Genomic DNA, 22,960 nt, shown 5'->3' with positions numbered 1-22,960 from the left:
GGGTCAGCGGCGCTTCACGCGCAGCTTCACGACCTGCCGGTCGCCCTCCACGCTGGACGAGCCGGCGTACGCGACGACGATCCGCTTGGTGCCCGGCTTGGCGAACGCGGGCAGCTTCACCTTCGCCCGCCCGTCCTCGAGTCGCACGTTGCGCCACTTGCCGGCCGCCTTGATCCGGACCCGACCGTCGGCTGCGCCGAGGTCGGAGTCGCGCACCGCGACCTTCAGCACGCCCTTCTTGCCCTGCACGGCCTTGGCCCGCAGGACCCGGATGTCGGACGCGGCACGGAGGACCGTGACGACGACCGTCTGCTCGGCGAGGACCGAGGTCCCGTCGACGTACCGCACGGTCAGGGTGTGGTCCCCGGTGGTCGTGAAGGCCGGCAGCTTGACGTTGGCGGCCCCACCGTTCACGGGCCCGGACGCGAGGAGGACGCCCCCCTCACGGACCTCGATGGCGCCCGCTGCGGGTGCCGTGGAGCCGCGCGTGACCTTCGCGTTGACGGTCGCCTCGGTGCGGTCCACCACGACGACCTGCGGGGTCACCTTCGCCTCGACGGCGTACGGGGTCGGCTCCGGCGTCGTCGGGACCTTGATCCCCACCAGCTCGGGGTTGTGGTCCGAGCTCGCGAACACGTCGGGGCTGTAGAGGTCGGTCCCGACGTAGTTGTAGCGGCTGTACTGGTAGTAGACCGACTCGTTGGCGTTGATCTCCCACACGTCCACGCCGGTGACCATCGCCTTCGCCGCGGCGTTGGCGAACACGTGGTCGAGCGACCCGGACGTGCCGGCGAAGCTGTAGGTCTCCTCGTCCGGGTCGTCGGTCGACTCCAGCGCCGTGTAGCCGGCACCGGTGATGACCTGGACCGGGTCCTCCATCGAGTAGGCGTTGAAGTCGCCGGCCAGGAACACCTTGTCGGTGCCACGCGAGGCCGCGAAGTCGCTGGCGAACTCGGTCAGCGCCGTCGCCTGCGCTATGCGGTCGGGGTTGGCGTTGCCCTGGCCGGTGCCATCGTCGAAGCCGGAGCCCTTGGACTTGAAGTGGTTGACGATCACGGCGAAGGCCTGGTCGACCGTGCCGCCCTTGGGCTTGAAGACCTGGGCGAACGGGTCACGGGCGTTGTCGAACGCCGGGACGTCGTAGATCTGGCTGTCGCCGACGAGCGAGACAGAGGACGGGTCGTAGATGAACCCGTTGCGGATGACGTCCTCGCTGGCCGGGACCTCCGCAGGCGACGGGACGAAGGACCAGCGCACCGTGCCGGCGTCGGCGTTGAGCGCGGCGACCAGCGCCTTGCCGGCCTCGTCTCGGTCGGTCCCGTCGACGCTCAGCGAGTTCTCGAGCTCCTGGAGCGTGACGATGTCGGCGTCCATGGCGTTGATCGCGTTCACGATCTTCGTCTGCTGACGCTCGAAGCTGACCTGGTTCCACGCGCCGCGCGGGCCATTGGAGGCGGTGCAGCTGCGGGTGGCGATCGGGTTGTCGTCCCGGTCGACGAACGCCGTGCACCCGGGCACGTCGCTGCCGAACGTGGTGAAGTAGTTCAGGACGTTGAAGGTCGCGAGCTTGAGGTCGCCGCCGACCGGGGCCGGTGCTGCGGGGCGGTCCTGCTCGAAGGTCACGAGCCCGGTGGGCTCGCCGACGACCTGGCGCTGCGGCTGGAGCTTCCACCCGAAGCGGTAGTCGAGGATGACGGGCTCGTCGAAGGTGACGGCCGCACCGACGCGCACCGTGTGGTCCGCGGTGAGCCACGGGACCGGCTGGTCCTGGGCGCCGGCGGTGTTGCTGGTGTTCCAGTAGGTGGCCGAGGAGCCGTCGTCGAGCACGACGCGGTGCGCCTCGTTGTAGGCCGTCCGAGCGGCGATGCCGGCGGTGTCCTGGGCGTCGACCACCTCGGTGGGCGTCACGAGCGGGATGTCGGACCCGGCTGCGATGCCGATCTCACCGAAGAAGCTCGACGACGTGACACCGAAGTCGTACGCGTCGGTGACAGTCATCGGAGCGGTGGGCAGGAAGGCCTCCCCCTCGAACTCCTCGCGAAGGACGTCCAGCTCGGCTGCACTCGGGCAGTCCGTGCCGGGCAGCGCGCAGTCGGTGCCGGGCAGCTCGGTGTTGGGAACGACGGTCGGAAGGGCCGTCGTCAGCTCGGTGATCTCGGTCGCGTCGATCTCGGTCAGGGTGTTCGACCCCGAGCCGAACTCGACGACCTCTCCCTCGACCTCGACCGAGTCACCCACCTCGATCGTGGCCGGGAACCCGGGCTCGTAGACGAAGATGCCGTCAGAGGCCCCCAGCGTGGTGTCCTCACCACCCGTCTGGATGTAGAAGCCGTTGTAGCCACCGGTGCTGTAGGCGGCGGTGACGACGCCCTCCGTGATCACCGGGTCGCCCTCGAGGGGGCTGACCGTGCCGGTGCCCTGGATCTCGGCGATGCTCACCTCGACCGGGTCTGCCGGCGGAGGAGCGACAGGAGGCTCGGTCTGGCCCGCGGCGTTGGTGGGCGTGGGCACGGCCTCGGAGAAGTCGTTGGCGTTGTGGTCGGTGTCCGCGCCGGTGGCCGAGCGCTGGGCAGACGTCGTGTTGGCGAGCGTGACCCCGGTGGGGGCGGTCTCGTACGAGCCTGCCGAGCCGTAGCCGACCATGTCGACCAGGTCCGGGTTGCCGGCGAGGTCGCCGGTGCCAACCGTGCTGGGGGCAGTCCCGTCGACGAGGAGGACCTGTCCGGACGCGCCGCCCATCGCGATGTTCCCCGCGACGTCGGGGGTCGGGAGACCGGGCCGCGCCGTGTCAGCGCCGGGGGCGGCGCCCACCAGGAAGTGTCCGTTGGCCGGCACCGAGCCGCTGAGGGCGGTGATGTTCGAGACACCGACCGAGGTGCCACTCGTGCTCCGGTACTGGACGGACATGCCGCTCACGCTGATCGGGGCGTCGGTGGGGTTGTAGAGCTCGATGAAGTCGGCGTTCCGGCTGGCTCCGGTGCCGTTGCCGCCAGCGCCGTAGACCTCGCTGATGACCAGGTCGTCACCGTCGGGGTTGGCGTGGGCGGTGCTCGGCAGGCCTACCAGGCTTGCCGTGAGGAGGCCGAGGCCGAGGCCGCCGGCCGCGCGTCGTACGAACGCGGAAGAGTGCATGGACTGCTCCTGAGGAGTGTGTGCGAGGGGGCGGAAAGGGGCCCGACGAGTGGCCGGGCCCCTTCCCGTTCGGTGTGGTGAGTGGCTCAGCGCGTCACGGTGACGCGAAGGACCTTCTTCTTCGAGGTCGTGAGCTCGTCACCGCGGTACTTCACGACCACCTTGTTCCTGCCGAGCTCGGTCATGGCGATGCGGAACGTCGCCTGACCCTGCTTCAGCTTCTTGGTGACCTTCTTGCCCGCGACCTTCACCGTGACCTTGCCGGAGGGCGTGTGGCCAGCCGCGTCTGCGACGACGGTGAAGACGCCCTTGTCGCCGCGCTCGACCCGCTTGGGGCCGCGCACCTTCAGCTTCGGGCGCGCCTTGGTCACCTCGACCTGGACCGTGGTCGACCCGGCCTTCGTGCTGTCGTCGCCGAAGTACTCCAGGACGACCGCCTGCGTGCCGACCTCCTCGAACGGCTGGAGGGCGATGTCGGCCTTGCCCGCGGCCAGCTCGCCGGCACCGACGACCTTGCCGCCGACGGTCGCGATGACCGCGCCGGTGGGGATGCCGGAGGCCTTGCTGACCGTGAGGGAAACGGTCGCGCCCTCCTTGTTGACCTTCACGCGGTCGGGCGAGACCGTCGCCGTGAGCGTCGGGGTCGCCTTCACGACGACCGGCGCGGGCGTCACCGTGACGGTGACCTGGCCGGTCGCCGCCTTGGTGCCCTCGTCGCCGTAGTAGCGGACCTCGATCAGCTTGTCGCCGGCCGTGTCGAACGGGCCGACGGGCAGGGAGGCCTTGCCGTCGACGAGCTCGGCGCCGCCCACGACCTTGCCGTCGAGCATCGCCGCGACCAGGCCGGTGGCCTTCTGGCCCGAGGTGGCGACGGTGACGTCGAGGACAGTGGTGCCGGTCTGCGCGGGGATCGTCGCCGGGGTGGCGACGACCTGCACGCTCGCGTCCGACTTGATCGGGGCACGGTCCGTCTCCACGTCGGGGAGCTCGAGCGAGGTCCCGGTCGTGGTGCCGACGATCTCCAGCGTGTGCGTGCCGGGAGGGGTACCCACCGGGATCACGACGTCGCCGACGATCTTGCCGTACTGGTCGTTGGTCGTGGTGCCCAGCGAGTTGTCCACCGGGAGGGTGTCGATCTCCTCGCCGTCCATCAGGACCGCGACGGTCTCGTCACGCGGGTCACCGGGAGCGGTGAACGACCACGAGCTCACGTCGAAGCGGACGTGCTCGCCCGGGTGGTAGACCGACGGCGCCTCCGGCGGGAAGCTCAGACCCACGAAGTGCTGGGTCGGGTCGCCCTCGACGGGCGAGTTCGCCGCCATGTAGTCGACCATGGCCTGAAGGTCCACGCGGCCCGAGTCCCGCTTGTTGGTGGCCAGGTTGAACGCGCGGAAGTTGTCGCCCCCGGCAGCCAGGAAGGAGTTGGCCGTCACCGAGTAGGTGGTGCCCGGCTCGATCGCCGTGCCATCCAGCCACATCCCGGTGATGCGGTCGCCCTCGGGCCGGGTCGCGTCGTAGGTCGAGAAGAAGCCCTCGGACGTGCCGAGGCGCAGGAACGGGCGCGACGGGACGTTGCCGTTCCCGTCACGCTGCCACTGCTGCTCGAGCAGCGTCTTGAGCTGCGCACCCGTCATGTCCATCGTCACCAGCGTGTTGGCGAACGGCTGAACGACAGCCGCCTGCTTGTAGGTGAGGGGGGCGGGATAGCCGTCCTCGGCGTTGCCCAGCATGTCCTCGCGCAGGCCACCCGGGTTCATGAAGGCGATCTGGGCCGTCCCGGACGACTCCGGACCGGTGGCCCAGCGCTGCACCTCGGCGACCATGTTTCCGAGGGTGGACTCGCCACCACGGTTCTCGTTTCCGTTGGAGAGCCGCGCCCGCGTGAACGGACCGGCGATCTCGCCGAGCTCCTGGGCGCCGAGCTCGTCCGCGACGTCCACCGCGTCCTGGACGACGTCCGCGGCAGCGTCACGAGCCGCGATCGCGTCGGTGTCCTCGATCGTGACGGTGTTGGCCTGGACGACCTCCTGGCTCACGAGCGCGACGGTGTCGGCGACCGGGTCGACGCTGAAGACCAGCTTGTTGAGGTTCGTCCCGTACTGACCTGCAGAGACGACCGGACGGCCCTCGAAGAAGTGGTTGTAGGCCAGGTGGGTGTGGCCCGAGACGATCGCGCTGACGTCGCCGTCGACGCCGTTGACGATCTGGGCGAAGGCGGAGCCGTCGTCCAGCGCGGCGATGTTGGTCGACGTCGCACCCTCGTGGACGAGCATGACGACGATGTCGGCACCGTCCGCCTTGAGCGCGTCGGCGCCGGCGTTGACCTCGTCGACGATGTCGGTCACGTCGATCTCGGCGATGCCTGCCGGGCTGACCAGGGACGGCAGGTCCTCGGTGACAGCGCCCACGAAACCCACGTTGACGCCGTTCATCGTGGTCATCCACGTGCCGCCGTCGGAGACGTCAGCGGGGTCGGGGGTGTTCGCGGTGACGTCGGGCAGTGCGTACTCGGTCGGCGCCGCAGCGTCGCGTACGTTGGCGGCGATGTACTGCCACTCGGCTCCACCCTCGGGGTTGGTGGTCGCGTCGTAGGGAGCCATCACACGGTCGACGAGGTCGTCGTAGCCCGCGTCGAACTCGTGGTTGCCCGCGGCCGAGACGTCGAGGCCGGCGATGTTGAGCGAGTCGATCGTCGGCTTGTCGCGCTGGATGAATGACTCGAACGTGGATGCTCCGATGAGGTCGCCTGCGGCGGTGAAGACCGTCGAGCCGGGGTAGTCCGACTCGAGCTGCTTGACCGCACCCGCGAACTGCGCAGCGCCCGCTTCCTGGGCACCGAAGGATGTGTTGGGCAGGAGGCGACCGTGGAAGTCGTTGGTCGCCAGGATCTGGATGTCGACGGGAGCGGCTTGTGCGGGCGCGGCCGTGGTCACCACGGCAAGCGGCGCAGCAAGCATTCCTGTCACGACGGCTGCCAGGGAGAACCGGCGCCCGGGTCGGGATGCTGACACAGGAAGACCTTTCGAAGGGTGGGTGAGCCGGGTCACTGTAACCCTGACTTCCCGCCCCAGAACCCCACTTGGGGATGCATTTCCCGAACGGTTCGCGGCTGAAAAGTGAACCGGATCTTGAGCAGGATTTGCCCTTGCCGCGTCAGGACTTCCGGCGCTGCGTGCGTACGTCGCGGAAGAACTCCCAGCCCGACCACATCGTCATCGCCACGGCCGCGGCGAGCATGAGCTGGCTGACGTAGAAGAGCACCTCGCCGAGCGGGCCGGGCCAGAAGTCGAACGCACCGCCGTGTGCGTCGCCGTGCGGGAGCGGCCAGGTCAGGCCGGCCAGGGCGAGCGCCTGGAGCACGGTCTTGATCTTCCCGCTCTGCGCGGCCGCGATGACGACGTCCTTGAGGATCGACAGCCGTAGCAGCGTCACGCTCCACTCGCGCACCAGCACGACGATCGTCACCCACCACCAGATGTCCCCGACGACCGACAGGCCGATGAAGGCCATGCCGGTGATCGCCTTGTCGGCGATCGGGTCGGCGATCTTGCCGAAGTCCGTGATCAGGTTGTGCTTGCGAGCCAGGTCGCCGTCGATCTTGTCGGTGATCATCGCGACGGCGAAGATCGCGAACGCGATCCACCGCCAGGTCGCCGAGTCGCCGCCGTCGTGCAGGAGGGCCCAGCCGAAGAGCGGCACCATGGCGATGCGCAGCACGGTGAGCACGTTGGCGATGTTGAAGTTCGACACCCGCTGCTCGGTCGTCATGCTCGGTCTCCGTCCACTCGTGCAACCAGGTCGACCCCGTCCGTCCCGGTGACGGTGGCGGCGAGCAGGTCGCCGACCCGCGCGCCCGTCGTACCGGTCAGGAGCGTCGTGCCGTCGACCTCCGGGCCCTGGTGGGCCGCGCGACCCTCGACCACGAGCTCGCCCTCCTCGTCGTCGACCGACTCCACCAGCACGACGACCCGCTCGCCGATGCGCTCCTCCGCCCGCTGGGCGTTGAGCTCCTCGACGAGCGTGGTCACGTGCTCGGTGCGCGCGCGGATCTCGTCCTCGTCCAGCTTGAGGTCGTCGGCGAAGCCCGCGGCCTCCGTGCCGTCCTCGTCGGAGTAGCCGAACACGCCGGTGACGTCCATCCGCGCGGCCTCGAGGAAGTCGCAGAGGGTCTGCAGGTCGTCCTCGGTCTCGCCGGGGAAGCCGACGATGACGTTGGAGCGTACGCCGGCCAGCGGGGCGAGCGACCGGATCTGCTCGAGGAGCCCGAGGAAGCTCTCCGGGTCGCCGAAGCGGCGCATCCGGCGCAGCACCGGGCCGCTGGCGTGCTGGAAGGACAGGTCGAAGTAGGGCACGACACCGGGCGTCGAGGCGATGGCCTCGATCAGGCCGGGGCGGGTCTCGGCGGGCTGGAGGTAGGACACCCGTACGCGCTCGATGCCGTCGATGCCGGCCAGCTCGGGCAGCAGCGTCTCGAGGAGGCGCAGGTCGCCGAGGTCCTTGCCGTAGGAGGTGGAGTTCTCGCTGACGAGGAACAGCTCCTTGACGCCCTGAGTGGCCAGCCACTGCCCTTCCTGGAGCACGTCGCTCGGCCGACGGCTGACGAAGGACCCGCGGAAGCTCGGGATCGCGCAGAAGGAGCAGCGCCGGTCGCAGCCGCTGGCCAGCTTGAGCGGCGCCATGGGGCCGGCGTCGAGCCGGCGGCGTACGGCCCGAGGACCTGTCGCGGGCGCACCCTCACCGATCTCGCTGGCGTCCGCGCGTACGTCGTGGCCGGGGACGGAGACCGTGGAGGCGTCGCGCTCGACCGGCGAGATCGGGAGCAGGCGACGCCGGTCGGACGGCGTGTGCGGGTGGTGGGTCTCACCGCCGACGATGGCACGGAGCTTGGACGCGATGTCGGGGTAGTCGTCGAAGCCGAGCACCGCGTCGGCCTCCGGCAGCGACTCGGCGAGGTCCTTGCCGTAGCGCTCGGCCAGGCAGCCGACCGCGACGACAGCCTGAGCCCTGCCGCCGTGGCCGGCCGAGGCCTTGAGGTCCGCGGCCTCGAGCAGGGTGTCCACCGAGTCCTTCTTGGCGGCCTCGACGAACCCGCAGGTGTTGACCACGACCGTGTCGGCGTCCTCCGCGTCGTCGACGAGGACGAAGCCGCCCGCCTCGAGCCGACCGGCGAGCTCCTCGGAGTCGACCTCGTTGCGGGCGCACCCGAGGGTGACCACCGCGACCTGCAGCGGAGCGGCCGCCTCGACGGTGGGGGTCTCGGTCTCAGTCGTTGTCATCGCATGCGTGAGTATGCCGGTTCGGGCCGCGTGGACCCGCACCGGCAACGCGGTGAGGCGCCTCACCGGCGTCCTCGCAGCCCGGGTGGGCCGCGTAGCGAGCCTCGAAACACAACGCCCAGCAGGGCCGCTGGTTGAGCAGGTCGCGCAGCCGGACCGCTGGTTGAGCAGGTCGCGCAGCCGGACCGCTGGTTGAGCAGGTCGCGCAGCCGGGCCGATGGTTGAGCAGGTCGCGCAGCCGGGCCGATGGTTGAGCAGGTCGCGCAGCCGGCCCGCTGGTTGAGCAGGTCGCGCAGCGACCGTGTCGAAACCCGTCCCCGAATGAGGTCGGCCAGCAACCGTCCACAGGCACGCGAACTCAACCGGTTGTTGCAACTCGATCGTGGAGTGAGAGGTTGCGGCGCGTGCCGGGAGTGAGGTTGACCGCGGATCAGCGGTTGGTGATAGAGCGGGCGTACATGGCGGGCCTGCCACAGGCCACGATTGCGGCGTTGGTGGGCAAGCATCCCTCGACGATCTCGAGGGAGTTGCGGCGTGCGGGGTCGTTCGGGACCAGGTCGCCACGTGCTCGCACCGCGCGGGGGCGTGGTGCTGGGTATCGGGTGAAGTACTCCGCGAAGTGGTCCCAGCGTGAGGCAGCGAGGAAGGCGCGCCGGCCCAAGGCGCGGCGCCTGGACCACGCGCCGTTGCGGGAGAAGGTGTGGGGGCTGCTACGCGACGACTGGTCGCCTGAGCAGATCGCGGCGATGCTGCCGGTGTTGTTCCCACGCGATCTGAGGATGCGGGTGTCGCACGAGACGATCTACCAGTCGCTGTTCGTCCAGACCAAGGGCGAGCTCAAGCGTGAGTTGACCGCGCACCTGCGCACCCGCCGGCAGCGCCGCAAGGCCCAGACCGGCGGCGCGAAGCGGGTCACGCTGGGGATCACCGATGACATCCGGATCTCACAGCGACCCGCTGAGGCGGACGATCGGGCCGTGCCCGGACATTGGGAGGGCGATCTGCTGCTCGGTGGTGTCGGCAAGGGGGCGGTACTCACGCTGGTCGAGCGGTCCTCGAGGTTCGTGCTCCTCGCGCCGCTGCCAGGCCAACACCGCGCCGACCAGGCCCGGTGGACGTTGAACGAGATGATCGCGACCCTGCCGTTGGAGCTGCGGAAGTCGATCACCTGGGACCGTGGATCCGAGATGGCTCAGCACGCCAAGTTCAGCATCGAGTCTGGGATCCCGATCTACTTCTGCGACCCCCAGTCGCCATGGCAGCGGGGCACCAACGAGAACACCAACGGCCTGCTGCGCCAGTACTGGCCCAAGGGCGCCGACCTGCGTCACCTCACCATGGCCGAGTGCGACCGGGTGGCCCTGAAGCTGAACACCCGCCCCCGCAAGACACTCGAGTGGCAGACTCCGGGCCAGGCGCTCAATCAGAGGCTCGTTGCATCAGCCGTTTGAATTCGCGGGACGCGTGAGGCGGCCGGGTTCATCGACGCGCAGGTCGCGGCCGTGGCCGGGCGCATCGGGCCCGCGCAGCTCGACCGGCTCGTCGCCGAGGCGATCAAGCGCTACGACCTCGCCACCGCCGACCCCACCGACGATCCCGAGGACGGCTACCTCGCCGTCGACCCCCGCCACGTCACCGTGAACACCGAGGACGTGCACTACGCCGGCACCATGCGGATCGAGGCCGAGGTCGACCTCGCCGATGCCCTCGACCTCGACCGCGCCGTCGCCCACGGTGCTGAGGTCCAGAAGGCCTTGGGATCCGAGCTGCCGATCGACGCGCGGCGGGCGAAGGCCCTCGGCGACCTCGCCCGCACCCAGACCGCTCTCGACCTCGCACGACTCGACCTCGGAGGACCCGACCTCGCAGGACACGACGTCACGGGCCGAGACGATGCCGCTCGCACCGCCACCACCGACACCGACACAGACACAGACACCGACGCCGACGCCGACGCCGTGGCCGACGACCAGCCGTCCCTGCCGGCAGCGCGGCAGGTGATCATCCACGCCCACTTCGACGCCTCGCTCTCCGGCGACACCACCGTCTTCGGACCCACCGGACGCATGGAGAACCACCAGCGCCTCGTGCTGCTCGACCAGATCCGGTCGTGGTGCGCCGACACCCACACCGAGGTGAGCGTGAAGCCGGTCATCGACCTCAACGCCGAGCTCACCGCCCAGGGCTACGAGATCCCCGCCCGCATCCGCGAGCAGATCGTGCTGCGGGACCGGACCTGCGTGTTCGGCTGGTGCACCCGCCCCGCCAGGCGCTGCGACATCGACCACATCATCGCGTTCGACCACGACGCCCACGCCGAGGGCAGAGCCCAGCCGGGGCCGACGGCGACGAGCAACCTGGCCGCGTTGTGCCGGTTCCACCACCGCCTCAAGACCCACTCCGCCTGGCACTACACCATGACCGAGCCGGGCGTGTTCGAGTGGACCAGCCCCCATGGGCAGCGCTACCGCCGCGACCACACCGGCACCACCGAGCTCGAGCCAGACCAGCTCGACCGGCCACAGCCACCGGGTCTCGTGACGGCGCCAGCACGCCCTCCTCGACCAGCGAGCCACACCCGCCGCCCTCCTCGACCAACACCGGCGCCAGCGCGCGTCCTCGGCCAGCGGTCGGCAGCAGGTCCCACGACCCCGCCGACCATGACCCCGCCCCACACCCCGCCAGCCACCCGCTGACAGGGCCACTGGCGCGTCCAAACCGGCATGGATGCGCGCAGGACCTGCGTGCCGCTCCGCGCGGCGGGCCGCCGACACCGGCCGTGTTCAGGGCCTCGGCGCGTACGCGCTCCTGATGCTCCTCCACACGTCCTCGCCCCGGTCGTGCCCGCCCAGGCCGCGGCTGACGAAGGCCGCGCCGTAGCGGGCGTTCGGCTCGGTCCAGGCCGAGCACCCACCCGCGCCACCCATGCCGATCTCGAGTCGCCCGTCCTCCTCGTCGCGCTGGAAGCCGAGCGTCCACACCACCTCGCGGTCGAGCACCAGGTCGTGCCCGGTAGCGGCAGGTTCGAGGCAGGCGCTCCAGGTCTCGTGACCGAGCCGGTGCGCCACCCACCCGTCGGGCCGGCGTACGTCGTCGTAGAAGTGCGCGAGCGCGATGGCCGACGCGTGCAGTGCGATCGCCGGGAAGGACGCCCGCCGGAAGCGGGCGGAGTTGACCACCGCGGGATCGAGCATCCCTGGCGGCCGCCCCAGGGCGGGCCCCCACCGCGGGTCGCGCTCGTAGTCCAGCCGCCAGCCCGGCGACAGCTCTGTCACCGTCGCGACCCGGCCGAGGTCGGCCACCTCCAGCCGGAGGTGGAGGTCCCAGCCCGCGGCGGCGCAGATGCGAGCGAACCGGGCGGCCAGGTCCTCACCCGTCGCGCGGCGGACCACCTCGTCCAGCAGGTGGCCGTACGTCAGGGCGTGCTCGGCCACGCCGGCACCGGGTCGGTGCACGGGAGCGGACCGCGCGAGCAGCGCCACGAGCGTCTCGCGGTCGTCGTACGCCACGCCGGCGGCCTCCGGGCCGAACGTCGGGAGGCCAGCCTGGTGAGAGAGCAAGTGCCGGAGGGTCGTGCCGGACTTGCCCGCGACGCCGTACTCCGGCCACACCGTCGTGACCGCGTCGTCCAGCCCGAGCGCGCCCTCGGCCACGACGTCGAGCACCGCCAGCGCCGCGAACGGCTTCGCGACCGAGTAGGTCATCACCAAGGTGTCCGACGTCCACTCCCGACGACCGTCAGTGGTGCCTGCCGTGTGGTCCACGTCCACCGACCCGTCGCGCACCACCGCGACCGCACAGCCCGGGTCGCGGCCCGACGCGACGAGCGCGTCGAGCACCGAGGCGGGATCCGCGGACGCGGTCACGACGCTGGTGGGTCTCGCGTCAGTCGGCGACGAAGGTCCCCTGGCCCGCGACACCGGGCTCGCCGACCGGCCGTGCCGCTCCCCCGGCGATCGACACCGTCACGGCGCCGTCAGTGGAATGCACGCGGACGGGCGGCGACGCGTCGAGCTCGCGGGTCTGGCCCACGGCGAGGCTGCCCTTGAAGACGACCTCGCCCGCGCCGTCGCGCACGACGACCTTGGCACCGCCGGTCGCGGCGGTGACCACGACCGGGACCGCGTCGGCGAGCGGCGCGGTGCCGGCGCCCTGCGGACCACCCGAGCCGTTGAGCACGGGCGTGGCGCCGCGCAGCTCGGGCGGGGTGTCCATGACCAGCCGGGCGATCGACCAGGCGAGGACGAGCGCCATGACCACGGCCACGAGCACCGACCAGTTCGGGCCGCCGCGCGTGCTGCGGATGGAGCCGTTGACGCCGGTGGCGAGCTCGGCCTCGAAGACCCGGCGCGGGTTGATCGGGGCGTGCGCGTAGCGCTCGTCGTACGTCGCCAGGAGCGGCGCGACGTCGATGCCGAGCACCCGCGCGAGCGTGCGCAGGTGTCCGCGGGCGTAGAAGTCGCCGCCGCAGGGCTCGAAGTCGTCGACCTCGACGGCCTCGATGACGTGGGGACGGATCCGCGTGCGGTCGGCCAGCTGGTCGACCGTGAGCCCCAGGCGCGTACGGGCTGCGGCGAGCTCCGGCCCGATGACCGGGTCCTCGGCGGGCTCGACCTCGAAGTCGTCGAGCACGAGCGGCTCGACCGCCTCACCGGGGCGGGCGATGGCACGTACGCGGTCGCCCCAGGACTGGGTCTCCTCGACGAGGCTGACCCGGCCGGGCCGGTGCAGCTCACGGCCCGCCGGCTCGTCCGAGGTGTCCTCGACGACGTCGCGGCGGACCTCGGAGCGCCGGCCCGCACCCGGCTCGCGCAGCGCGACCGGGGTGGGGCTCGCGACCAGGGGTGCCGCGGCCTTGTCGGCGACGGCCTGCTCGGTGTCGGCCCCCTCCGCGTCGACCTCCTCGAGCGCGTCCCCGGAGCGGTCCTCGGCCGACCCGGGCTCGGGCTCGAGCACGACGATCTGGCTCGCGTCGCGGGCAACCCGGCCCAGCGCGTCGGTCAGGTCACCGTCGGCGCCGACGACCCGCGTCGACAGGCCCAGCGGGACCGCGAGCGGCGCGCCGTGCAGGAGCCGCGAGAGGCTCGTGTGGCGCTTGCCGGCACCGGTGAGCTCCGCCTCGATCAGCTCGAGGTTGTGCGGCACGACGACGAGGCGGCCGTCGCGCAGCAGGCCCTGGCGCGGCATGTGCTCGACGTGGTGCACCGCCGTCCACGGCAGCCCGCGCCACGTGCGGCCGAGGCGGATCCGGATGCCCTGGGCGTCCGCGACGAGCAGAGGGGTGCGCGCGTCGACGAGACCGACGAGCCAGTACGCCCCGAGCAGCCCCATCACCGCGACGAACGCCCAGTCGAGGGCGGACCCGGACTGCGTGGCGCGGCCCAGGTAGGCGATGGCGACGGCGGAGGCGGTCAGCCCGACCCCGGCCGCGACACCGGCGTGGCGGCGTACCTCCACGTGGTCCGGGACGACCGCGGGCACCGGGCCCGTGGAGTCGTCGTCGAAGACCTCGTTCTCGTTCAGGACCGTACTCATCAGGCTCCCCCCTCCAACGTGGCGATCACGGAGTCCAGCTCGTCCGGCTTGACCAGGACGTCACGCGCCTTCGAGCCCTCGCTGGGTCCCACGACCCCGCGGCTCTCGAGGATGTCCATCAGGCGTCCGGCCTTGGCGAAGCCGACGCGCAGCTTGCGCTGCAGCATCGACGTCGAGCCGAACTGCGTGGAGACGATGAGCTCGATGGCCTGCACCACCAGCTCCATGTCGTCACCGATGTCGTCGTCGAGCTCGCGCTTGGACTCCTTCGGAGCCGTCACGTCCTCGACGTAGGTCGGCTCGAGCTGGTCCTTGCAGTGCTTGACGACCTGGTGGATCTCGGCCTCGGTGACCCACGACCCCTGCACGCGCACGGGCTTGGACGCGCCCATCGGCAGGAAGAGGCCGTCACCCTGGCCGACCAGCTTCTCGGCGCCTGGCTGGTCGAGGATGACGCGGCTGTCGCCGAGCGAGCTCGTCGCGAACGCGAGGCGCGACGGCACGTTGGCCTTGATGAGGCCGGTGACGACGTCGACCGAGGGGCGCTGCGTGGCGAGCACCAGGTGGATGCCGGCCGCCCGGGCCAGCTGGGTGATGCGGACGACCGAGTCCTCGACGTCGCGCGGGGCGACCATCATCAGGTCGGCGAGCTCGTCGACGATGACGAGGAGGTAGGGGTACGGCGTCAGCGTGCGCTCGCTGCCCGCAGGGACCTCGACCTTCCCGGCTCGTACGGCCTTGTTGAAGTCGTCGATGTGGCGGAAGCCGAAGTTGGCGAGGTCGTCGTAGCGCATGTCCATCTCGCGCACGACCCACGCCAGCGCCTCGGCGGCCTTCTTGGGGTTGGTGATGATCGGGGTGATGAGGTGCGGCACGCCCTCGTAGGCGTTCAGCTCGACCCGCTTGGGGTCGACCATGATCATCCGCACCTCGTCGGGCGTGGAGCGCATGAGGATCGAGGTGATCAGCGAGTTGATGAAGCTCGACTTGCCGGAGCCGGTCGCACCGGCGACCAGCAGGTGCGGCATCTTCGCCATGTTGGCGACGACGAAACCGCCCTCGACGTCCTTGCCGAGGCCGGCCACCATCGGGTGGTGGTCCGAGCGGGCCGTGGTGGACCGGAGCACGTCGCCGAGGGAGACGATCTCCTTGTCGGTGTTGGGGATCTCGATGCCGATCGCCGACTTGCCGGGGATCGGGCTGAGGATGCGGACGTCGGCGGACGCGACGGCGTAGGCGATGTTCTTCGACAGCGCGGTGACCTTCTCCACCTTGACCGCGGGGCCGAGCTCGACCTCGTAGCGGGTGACCGTCGGGCCGCGGGTGTAGCCGGTGACCGTGGCGTCGATGCCGAACTCCTCCATCACCTGCATCAGCCGCTCGACGACCGCGTCGCTGGCCTTGGAGCGGGCCTTGTGGGGCGAGCCCGGCTTGAGCGCGGAGTTGTCGGGCAGGGAGTAGGCGATGTCGCCGGACAGCGCGAGCTGCTCGACGCGGGCCGGCAGCGGCGTGTGCGGCGGCGGCTCGACCGGACCGGTGTCGTCCTTGCCGCCCGGGACCGCGGCGGCCACGGCCGGGGTGACGGCGGTGGGCGCGTCGGCGGACTCGTCGACCGGGTCGGCGAACAGGTCGATGCCGTAGTCCTCCTGCGGCTCCGCGCCCTTCTTGCGGCGCTTGCGGAGCTCGCGGTCGGAGAGGACCGGGCTGTCGTAGGCCGGGTCGCCCATCTCCGGGTCGACCTCGTCGTCGAGCATCGAGCGGCGGCGCGTGCGCACAGGCTTCGTCGGCTCGTCGTCGGGCGCCGCGTCCTCGGCGGGCGTACGGCCCAGCGCCTTGTCGCGCAGCGCGGCCAGCCTCGCCGGGATCTGGTAGACGGGGGTCGCGGTGATGATGAGGACGCCGAAGATCGCCAGCAGGGCCAGCAGCGGCACCACGACGTACGGGGTCTGCATCAGGTCGAGCAGCAGGCTCGAGGTGACGTAGCCGACCGCTCCCCCGGCCTCCTGGAGGTTGGTGGCGTCGCCGAGCACGGGCTGGGGGTTGCCGTTGGCGATGTGGACGATGCCGAGCAGTCCGAGCGTGAAGGCGCTCCAGCCGATCACCTGGCGGCCGGCGGGGCCGTTGCGCTCGGGGTCGCGCAGGGTGCGCCACCCGGCGTAGACCAGGAACAGCGGGACGAACCAGCCGACCTTGCCGACGGCGCCCGACGTGAGCGACCGCGCGAAGTCCATCACCCCGCCCGGCAGCTGCCACCACACGGCGGCGGCGGCGACCATCGCGAGGCCGAAGAGGAACAGGCCGACACCGTCGCGGCGGTGCTCGGGGTCGAGGTCGCGGGCCGACTGCCCGATCGAGCGGGCGACCGCCCCGACCGCGTGGGCGATGCCGAGCCAGACCGCTGCCAGCGCGCGGCCGAGCGCACCGAAGGTGCGCGAGACCGGGCCGGGGCCGTTGCGCACCGCACGCGGAGCGGGGCGGCGCGAGGCAGCGCTGGACCGGCCCCTGCCCTTCGCTGAGGAGCGCGGGGCCGGACGCTTGGTGCTGGTACTCCGTGATCGGGTGCTCGAACCCTTGGTGGTGCGCTTGGTTCCAGACGTGCTCGAGCTCCGCGAACCCGGCGGGGAAGACGTACGGGTCGCCATGGTCCGACCCTACGGCCACGTCACACCAGTCACAGGGACCACACGAGTGCGTGTCGTGGCCCGCCGGTGCCCACCTCACCCCAACGGGCACAAAACCTCGCGCGGGTTCGGGTCGCGCGCGACAAGTTGTCCGGAGAGCCTTCCTTCGACACGGAATCCGTCCTTAAGGTGACCCAGTCCACTCGGGACGGACCTGAGTGCGGAGCGAGAGGTAATTTCGTGAAGCATGTCAATCGGGGGCAGGGCATCACCCTGGGCCTCGCTCTCATCGCCGCCGGACTGGCGGCCCCACCGGTGCTCGGAGCCTCCGCGGCACCCGCACCCAACGCAGATCGCTCGGCGATCGCCAAGATCCGCGACGCCGCCTCGGGAGCGGTGGCAGTACGCGCGCACCCGGCGACCGGCGAGGTCGGCTTCGTCCGGGCCGAGGGCGCCAAGGGCGACCTCCTGCCCGGTGTCGCGGCCGACGGCCGCCAGGGCGCGATCCAGAAGGCCGGCGCCTACGTGTCGCAGCACGGTGCCGCGTTCGGCGCGCGCGCCGACGAGCTGCGGCGCAGCGAGGTGCACGCCGACCGGGCGGGCTGGTCGATCACCTTCTCCCAGTCCTACAAGGGCGTCCCGGTCTTCGCCGGCGAGCTCAAGGCCCACGTCGACCGCCAGGGCGACCTGACCTCGGTGAACGGCTTCGTCGCCCCGGACCTCTCCCTCGACGTCACCCCGGGCCTCTCGAAGTCACAGGCGGCCGACCGGGCGCTCACGGCCGTGAAGGCGAAGCCCTCCGGCCACGAGGACGGTGGCCCTGCCGGCTACCGCAACGGCCTCACCGTCCGCGACGCCGAGCTCACCATCTACCGCACCGGCAGCCCGCGCGGCATCGACGGCGAGGCTCGCCTGGCGTGGGCCGTGGAGGTCTGGAACAAGTCCTCGGTGCGCGAGACGCTGATCCTCGACGCCGACACCGGCAAGGCGCTGAACCGCTGGTCGATGATGGCCCACGCGCTCGACCGCGAGCTCTACGAGGCGTACGTCGACGACAACGGCACGCCCGACGACCCCGACGACGACTTCGTGGGTGGGCTCGACGAGCCGGTCTACACCGAGGGCGACGCCTTCCCGGGCACCCTCAACGAGGACCAGCAGAACGAGGTGCTCGGCACCAGCGAGTCCTACTGGATGTTCCGCAACACGTTCGGCTACAACTCGTGGGACGGCAACGGCGGGAAGATGCGTGTGGTCAACAACGACCCGCGCATCAGCTGCCCGAACGCCAACTGGAACGGCTACTCGACCAACTACTGCAACGGCGTCACCGGTGACGACACCGTCGCCCACGAGTGGGGCCACGCCTACACCGAGTCGACCTCCGGCCTCATCTACCAGTGGCAGGCCGGCGCGATGAACGAGGCGTACTCCGACATCTGGGGCGAGACCGTCGACATGCTCAACGACCGCCAGAACGAGGGTGGCGAGACGCCCGCGGACACGGTCTACCGCACACCGGGACTGTGCTCGGACTACACCCGCTCCGGCATCACGATGGAGATCACCTCGCCGGCGGGCGCCGCCGGTGACTGCACCGCCGCTCCTGCGTCCTTCGGTCCGGTCTTCGGCCAGACGCCCGTCACCGCGTCGGTCGTCGTCGGTGACGACCCGGCCACCGGCACGGCGCCGGACGGCACGCCCGACACCTCGCCGACCAACGGCTGCCAGCCCTTCACCAACGGCGGCGAGATCGACGGCAGCTGGGTCTACGTCGACCGTGGGACCTGCACCTTCGCGGTCAAGGCCGCCAACGCCGAAGCGGCAGGCGCCGAGGGCATCGTCGTCGGCGACAGCGTCTCGGGGCGTGCCCCGATCTCCATGAGCGGCAGCGCCGAGATCTACGGCGTGATGGTGACGCTCGAGGACGGCGCTCGCTTCAAGGCCGCCGACCCGACCCCGGTGGGGATCGAGATCGCTGCGGTCCCGGCCGAGACCGACGAGTCCTACCGGTGGCTCTCGGGCGAGTCCGACCCGGCCTTCGGTGGCGCGATCCGCGACATGTGGAGCCCCACCTGCTACGGCGACCCGGGCAAGGTCTCGGACGAGGAGTACCACTGCACCGAGGACGACGCCGGCGGCGTGCACTCCAACTCCGGGGTGGTCAACCGCACGTTCGCGCTCCTGGTGGACGGCATGGACGGGCAGGGCACCGGCATCGGGCTGGACAAGGCCGCGTGGCTGTTCTGGCACACCCAGATCAACTACCTGACCCCGACGTCCTACTTCCCGGACCTCGCCGACGGCCTCGAGGCCTCGTGCGCCGCCCTCACGGGCGTCAGCTTCGAGCAGGTCACCCTGGGCGACCCGCAGGACCCCGACGGTTCCGACGGCGGCGTCACCGAGCCCGAGCTGGTCGAGGGCGGGATGACCGCCGACGACTGCGCGATGCTCGAGGACGTCATCGCCGAGACCGAGCTGCGGACCGACCCGGCCGCGCAGTGCGCCTGGGAGCCGCTCCTCGAGCAGGGTGCGCCCTCGCTCAGCTGCGGCCCGGGCACGACCACGACGACCGTGTTCTCCGAGGACTTCGAGGACGGCCTGACCGGCTGGACGCAGGACGAGGAGCTGGGCTTCCCGCAAGCCACGGGCATCGCCTGGGAGGCCTCGACGGACGCTCCCGAGCGTGCCGGCGGCGTCGCGTACGGTCCGGACCCGGTCATCGGCACCTGCTCCGGCGGCGCTGGCGACATCACGAGCCGCAACGGGTTGATCACCCCGAGCATCACCGTGCCGACCGGCAGCATCTCGCCGCGGATGTCGTTCGACCACTACGTCGCCACCGAGGCGACCTGGGACGGGGGCAACGTGAAGGCCAGCGTCAACGGCGGCGCGTTCACCCTCGTGCCGGAGGGCGCCTACCTCTTCAACGCACCGGGCGGGGAGCTCGACGCAGGAGCGGGCCCGATGGGCGGCGAGCCGGCGTGGACCGGCACCGACGGCGGCCAGCTCGACGGCTCGTGGGGCACCACGGTCATCGACCTGGCCAAGGTCGCGTCCCCGGGCGCGAGCGTCAAGTTCCGCTTCGACATGGGGCGTGACGGTTGCAACGGCGTCGACGGCTGGTACGTCGACAACGTGAAGGTGCAGGTCTGCCAGGCCGGCACGCCGCCCACCACCCCGCCCACCCCGGGGTCGGTGGACTCGGAGACCAAGGCCAAGGTCAAGCCCGCGAAGCCCCGCTTCAAGCAGGACTTCAAGGTGATCGTCAAGGTCACGGCGGACGGGGTGACCCCGACCGGTCGCGTCAAGGTCCGCATCGACGGCAAGCTCGTCCGGACCAAGCGCCTCGACGACGGCCGGATCGTGCTCAAGGTGACGAAGAACCTCACGGTGGGCAAGCACAGGCTCGTCGCCCGCTACCTGGGTTCCGACACCGTCGAGGCGAGCAGGGACAAGGTGAGGTTCAGGGTCGTACGCCGGTCCTGACCGCACGCCGAGCAGCACCAGCACCGCACCGGGAGGCCCCGGCGGAGACATCCGCCGGGGCCTCTCGGCCGTGGCGCCGCAGCCGGGCCGGGGCCGTCAGCGTGCGTCGAGACCCGTCAGCCACGGCAGCACCACCAGCGCCGTCGGGAGCGCGAGCACCGCGGCGGCGAGCAGCAGCACCAGCACCGCCTGGACGCGGTGGGGACGTCGGTCGCGCAGCACCTCCACGCGCGCTGCGAGCGAGCCGGACGAGCCCAGCGTCCCGTGCGGCGCCGGCGAGCCGGCGAGCGTGAGCAGCGCCGAGAGGAGCGCGCGTCGCTCGCCGGTGCGGCACGCGGCCCGGTCGGCCAGCACCTCGACCAGCACCTCCACCTCCCGACGCGCCGACCCGCTGGCGACGCCGCGGGGGAACGCGCGGTGCAGCACGGCGAAGGCCTCCAGGACCAGGTCGTGGCGTGCCCGCAGGTGCGAGCGCTCGTGCTCGAGGACCGCGGCCAGCTCGTCGGCGGACAGCCGTGCGAGCGTCGACCGCGACACCACGATCCGCGAGCCCGTCATCCCCGGCACGCAGTAGGCCACCGGGAGGTCGTGCTCGAGCACCGACACCCCGCCGGTCGTGCGCGCCACCAGGTCGACCCGCTCGCGGTGCGCGCGGCGCATCCGGCGCAAGGCGATGCCGGTGCGGTGGCCGCTGAGCAGCAGGCGCGCGGCGACGACGACCGTGACCAGGCCCGCGAGGCCGGCGACGACGACGTCACCCGCGGCGACGGGCGCCACCCACAGGCGGTCGGTGGCCAGCGACAGCCCAGCCCCCAGCGCCGCGAGGACCGCGGCCAGTGCCGTGCTCTGCCACAGCAGCATCGCCGCGGACGGCGTACGCCTCAGGCTCCGCCAGCGCGACAGGGCCCACGGCAGCGGCCCGGCGAGCACCACGGCCAGCGCTCCCAGCACGACGGGGGTCGGCACGCGCGCGGTCCCCGGCCCGGTCAGGTGAGGTCGGCGAGGGCGCGGCGCAGGGCCGCGAGGTCCTCGGCGCTCGCCTCGCCCACGAAGGAGACGAGGGCCTGGTCGCGGTCGGCACCGGTCGACTCCAGCGCCTCGCGCATCAGCTCGGCGGTCATCGCGGCGCGGCTGAGCCGCGGCGCGTAGCGGAAGGCCCGCCCGTCGCGCTCGCGCACCACGAGGTCCTTGGCGACGAGGCGGTCCAGCACGGTCATCACGGTCGTGTAGGCGAGGTCGCGACCGACCAGGCGGGCATGTACCTCACGCCCGCTGGACGCGTCTGCGCCGTCCCACAGGGCATCCAGGACGGCCTGCTCGAGCTCTCCCATCCGGGACCTTGGACTCATGGGACAGGAGTCTAGGGTCCCTGTGCCCGGAACTACGACACGACGTAGTATCTACTACAATCTGTCGTAATAGTGCGCGCCGCGGCGCCAGACCAACGCAAGGGTGTGCCCATGGACGTCCTCGACATCGCCCGCTGGCAGTTCGGGATCATCACCGTCTACCACTTCCTGTTCGTGCCGCTGACGATCGGGCTCACGGCGGTCATCGCGGGCCTCGAGACCGCGTGGGTGCGCACCGGCAAGGAGGACTACCTCCGCCTGACCAAGTTCTTCGCCAAGCTCTTCCTCATCAACTTCGCCATCGGCGTGGTGACCGGCATCGTGCAGGAGTTCCAGTTCGGGATGAACTGGTCGGACTACTCGCGCTTCGTCGGCGACGTCTTCGGCGCCCCGCTCGCGGTCGAGGGCCTGCTCGCGTTCTTCCTCGAGTCGACGTTCCTCGGCCTGTGGATCTTCGGGTGGGACAAGCTCCCCCGCGGCCTGCACGCCGGCTGCATGTGGCTGGTGCACCTCGGCACGCTGGCGTCGTCGTGGTTCATCCTGGCCGCCAACTCCTGGATGCAGCACCCCGTCGGCTACCGGTTCAACCCCGACACCGACCGCGCGGAGCTCGTCGACTTCTGGGCGGTGATGTTCAACAAGGTCCAGCTCGTGACGTTCCCGCACGTCATCCTCGCGGCGTACATGACGGCCGGCACCTTCCTGCTCGGCGTCGCGGCGTACCTCTACATGAAGAGGAAGCACGAGGCCGATCGCCCGATGTACCACCGCGCCATCCGCATCGGCGCGGCCATCACCCTCCTCGCCGGGATCGGCGTCGGGGTGACCGGCGACCTCCAGGGCAAGGTGATGACCGAGGTGCAGCCGATGAAGATGGCCGCCGCCGAGGGCCTCTACGAGACCAGCGACAGCTGCGCACCGTTCTCGGTCTTCACCATCGGCACGCCCGACGGCACGGAGGAGAAGTTCGCCGTCACGGTCCCCTGCCTGCTGTCGTTCCTCGGGACCGGGTCGTTCGACGGGAAGGTCGAGGGGATCAACCCGCTGCGCGAGGAGTACGTCGAGACCTACGGCCAGGACCCCACCGCGAAGGCGTTCACCGAGGGCGACTACACCCCGGTCATCCCGGTGACCTACTGGTCGTTCCGCTTCATGATGGGCCTCGGCTTCTTCGCCGCCGCCGGCGCCGCCCTGATCCTGTGGCTGACCCGCGGGGGCCGTACGCCGGGCGTCCGCTGGCTCGGCGCGCTGGGCCTGAGCCTCCCGGTCGCCACCACGCTGGCGTCCTCGTGGGGCTGGATCTTCACCGAGATGGGTCGCCAGCCGTGGGTCGTGTTCGGCCTGATGACGACCGAGTCCGGGGTCTCCCCCGGTGTCAGCACCTTCGAGGCGGCCACGTCGCTGGTCGTGCTCACCTCGCTGTACGCCCTACTCGCCGTCGTCGAGATCAAGCTGCTCGTGACCTACATCCGCAAGGGCGCCGACCCGTTCGTGGAGCCGCCGGACGTGCCCGTCGGCGGGGCCGACGACGACCGCCCGCTCACGTTCGCCTACTGAC

13 protein-coding genes are annotated in these 22,960 nt (G+C 71.1%); 4 read left to right on the top strand and 9 right to left on the bottom strand.

Annotation, left to right across the window (positions count from 1 at the left end; all coding sequences use genetic code 11):
- Positions 1 to 3: 3 nt before the first annotated feature.
- From EXE59_RS16905 to rimO, 4 genes are all read right to left on the bottom strand, one after another.
- A complete protein-coding gene (locus tag EXE59_RS16905; protein ID WP_135839948.1) occupies positions 4 to 3,132 on the bottom strand; it encodes an ExeM/NucH family extracellular endonuclease in 3,129 nt (1,042 codons plus the stop codon).
- Positions 3,133 to 3,218: 86 nt separating this feature from the next.
- On the bottom strand, positions 3,219 to 6,089 hold the full coding sequence (locus tag EXE59_RS24210) for a bifunctional metallophosphatase/5'-nucleotidase (RefSeq protein ID WP_246057078.1): 2,871 nt from the start codon (positions 6,087 to 6,089) through the stop codon (positions 3,219 to 3,221).
- Between the two features lie 196 nt (positions 6,090 to 6,285).
- Entirely contained in the window at positions 6,286 to 6,900 is a 615-nt protein-coding gene (gene pgsA / locus EXE59_RS16895; RefSeq protein ID WP_135839947.1) for a CDP-diacylglycerol--glycerol-3-phosphate 3-phosphatidyltransferase, read from the bottom strand.
- Complete coding sequence (gene rimO / locus EXE59_RS16890; RefSeq protein WP_210429215.1) at positions 6,897 to 8,360, bottom strand: 30S ribosomal protein S12 methylthiotransferase RimO; 1,464 nt, start codon at positions 8,358 to 8,360, stop codon at positions 6,897 to 6,899. Before rimO ends, pgsA begins: the two co-directional genes overlap by 4 nt.
- A 452-nt stretch (positions 8,361 to 8,812) precedes the next feature.
- Between rimO and EXE59_RS16885 the strand changes: the two genes are divergently transcribed.
- Complete coding sequence (locus tag EXE59_RS16885; protein WP_135839945.1) at positions 8,813 to 9,859, top strand: IS30 family transposase; 1,047 nt, start codon at positions 8,813 to 8,815, stop codon at positions 9,857 to 9,859.
- 51 nt (positions 9,860 to 9,910) lie between these two features.
- Positions 9,911 to 11,104, top strand: a complete 1,194-nt coding sequence (locus EXE59_RS16880) for an HNH endonuclease signature motif containing protein (RefSeq protein WP_135839944.1) — start codon at positions 9,911 to 9,913, stop codon at positions 11,102 to 11,104.
- Positions 11,105 to 11,191: 87 nt separating this feature from the next.
- On the opposite strand, the gene EXE59_RS16875 is transcribed toward EXE59_RS16880, so the two are convergent.
- The 3 genes from EXE59_RS16875 to EXE59_RS16865 are packed head-to-tail and all read right to left on the bottom strand — an operon-like array spanning position 11,192 to position 16,585.
- Positions 11,192 to 12,274 (bottom strand): serine hydrolase domain-containing protein, encoded by a 1,083-nt coding sequence (locus EXE59_RS16875; RefSeq protein WP_168218563.1) that lies wholly within the window; start codon positions 12,272 to 12,274, stop codon positions 11,192 to 11,194.
- A gap of 19 nt (positions 12,275 to 12,293) precedes the next feature.
- The gene (locus tag EXE59_RS16870; RefSeq protein WP_135839942.1) at positions 12,294 to 13,943 is read right to left on the bottom strand and encodes a helix-turn-helix domain-containing protein; all 1,650 of its coding nucleotides are present in this window, start codon (positions 13,941 to 13,943) and stop codon (positions 12,294 to 12,296) included.
- A complete protein-coding gene (locus EXE59_RS16865) occupies positions 13,943 to 16,585 on the bottom strand; it encodes an FtsK/SpoIIIE family DNA translocase (RefSeq protein ID WP_210429047.1) in 2,643 nt (880 codons plus the stop codon). The genes EXE59_RS16870 and EXE59_RS16865 overlap by 1 nt, the downstream gene beginning before the upstream one ends.
- 219 nt (positions 16,586 to 16,804) lie before the next feature.
- Here EXE59_RS16865 and EXE59_RS16860 point away from each other — a divergent pair, with 219 nt between their 5' ends.
- A complete protein-coding gene (locus EXE59_RS16860; protein ID WP_168218562.1) occupies positions 16,805 to 20,053 on the top strand; it encodes a M4 family metallopeptidase in 3,249 nt (1,082 codons plus the stop codon).
- Positions 20,054 to 20,149: 96 nt separating this feature from the next.
- Here EXE59_RS16860 and EXE59_RS16855 read toward each other — a convergent pair whose 3' ends face one another.
- Both EXE59_RS16855 and EXE59_RS16850 read right to left on the bottom strand, forming a co-directional pair.
- Entirely contained in the window at positions 20,150 to 21,019 is an 870-nt protein-coding gene (locus EXE59_RS16855) for a M56 family metallopeptidase (protein WP_135839939.1), read from the bottom strand.
- Between the two features lie 20 nt (positions 21,020 to 21,039).
- On the bottom strand, positions 21,040 to 21,402 hold the full coding sequence (locus EXE59_RS16850) for a BlaI/MecI/CopY family transcriptional regulator (RefSeq protein ID WP_135839938.1): 363 nt from the start codon (positions 21,400 to 21,402) through the stop codon (positions 21,040 to 21,042).
- A 111-nt stretch (positions 21,403 to 21,513) separates the two neighbouring features.
- On the opposite strand from EXE59_RS16850, the gene EXE59_RS16845 reads away from it, so the two are divergent.
- The gene (locus tag EXE59_RS16845) at positions 21,514 to 22,959 is read left to right on the top strand and encodes a cytochrome ubiquinol oxidase subunit I (RefSeq protein ID WP_135839937.1); all 1,446 of its coding nucleotides are present in this window, start codon (positions 21,514 to 21,516) and stop codon (positions 22,957 to 22,959) included.
- The last annotated feature ends 1 nt before the right edge of the window (position 22,960 follow it).

Origin of the sequence: Nocardioides eburneiflavus (assembly GCF_004785795.1) — a bacterium.
GTDB lineage: Bacteria > Actinomycetota > Actinomycetes > Propionibacteriales > Nocardioidaceae > Nocardioides > Nocardioides eburneiflavus.
This window is presented reverse-complemented; position numbering and strand designations above follow the sequence as displayed.

Bases quoted from the DNA above. Each gene is read 5' to 3' on its own strand.
- EXE59_RS16905 (WP_135839948.1), bottom strand. From the start codon at position 3,132: ATGCACTCTTCCGCGTTCGTACGACGCGCGGCCGGCGGCCTCGGCCTC.
- EXE59_RS24210 (WP_246057078.1), bottom strand. From the start codon at position 6,089: ATGCTTGCTGCGCCGCTTGCCGTGGTGACCACGGCCGCGCCCGCACAA.
- pgsA (WP_135839947.1), bottom strand. From the start codon at position 6,900: ATGACGACCGAGCAGCGGGTGTCGAACTTCAACATCGCCAACGTGCTC.
- EXE59_RS16870 (WP_135839942.1), bottom strand. From the start codon at position 13,943: ATGAGTACGGTCCTGAACGAGAACGAGGTCTTCGACGACGACTCCACG.
- EXE59_RS16865 (WP_210429047.1), bottom strand. From the start codon at position 16,585: ATGGCGACCCGTACGTCTTCCCCGCCGGGTTCGCGGAGCTCGAGCACG.
- EXE59_RS16850 (WP_135839938.1), bottom strand. From the start codon at position 21,402: ATGAGTCCAAGGTCCCGGATGGGAGAGCTCGAGCAGGCCGTCCTGGAT.
- EXE59_RS16845 (WP_135839937.1), top strand. From the start codon at position 21,514: ATGGACGTCCTCGACATCGCCCGCTGGCAGTTCGGGATCATCACCGTC.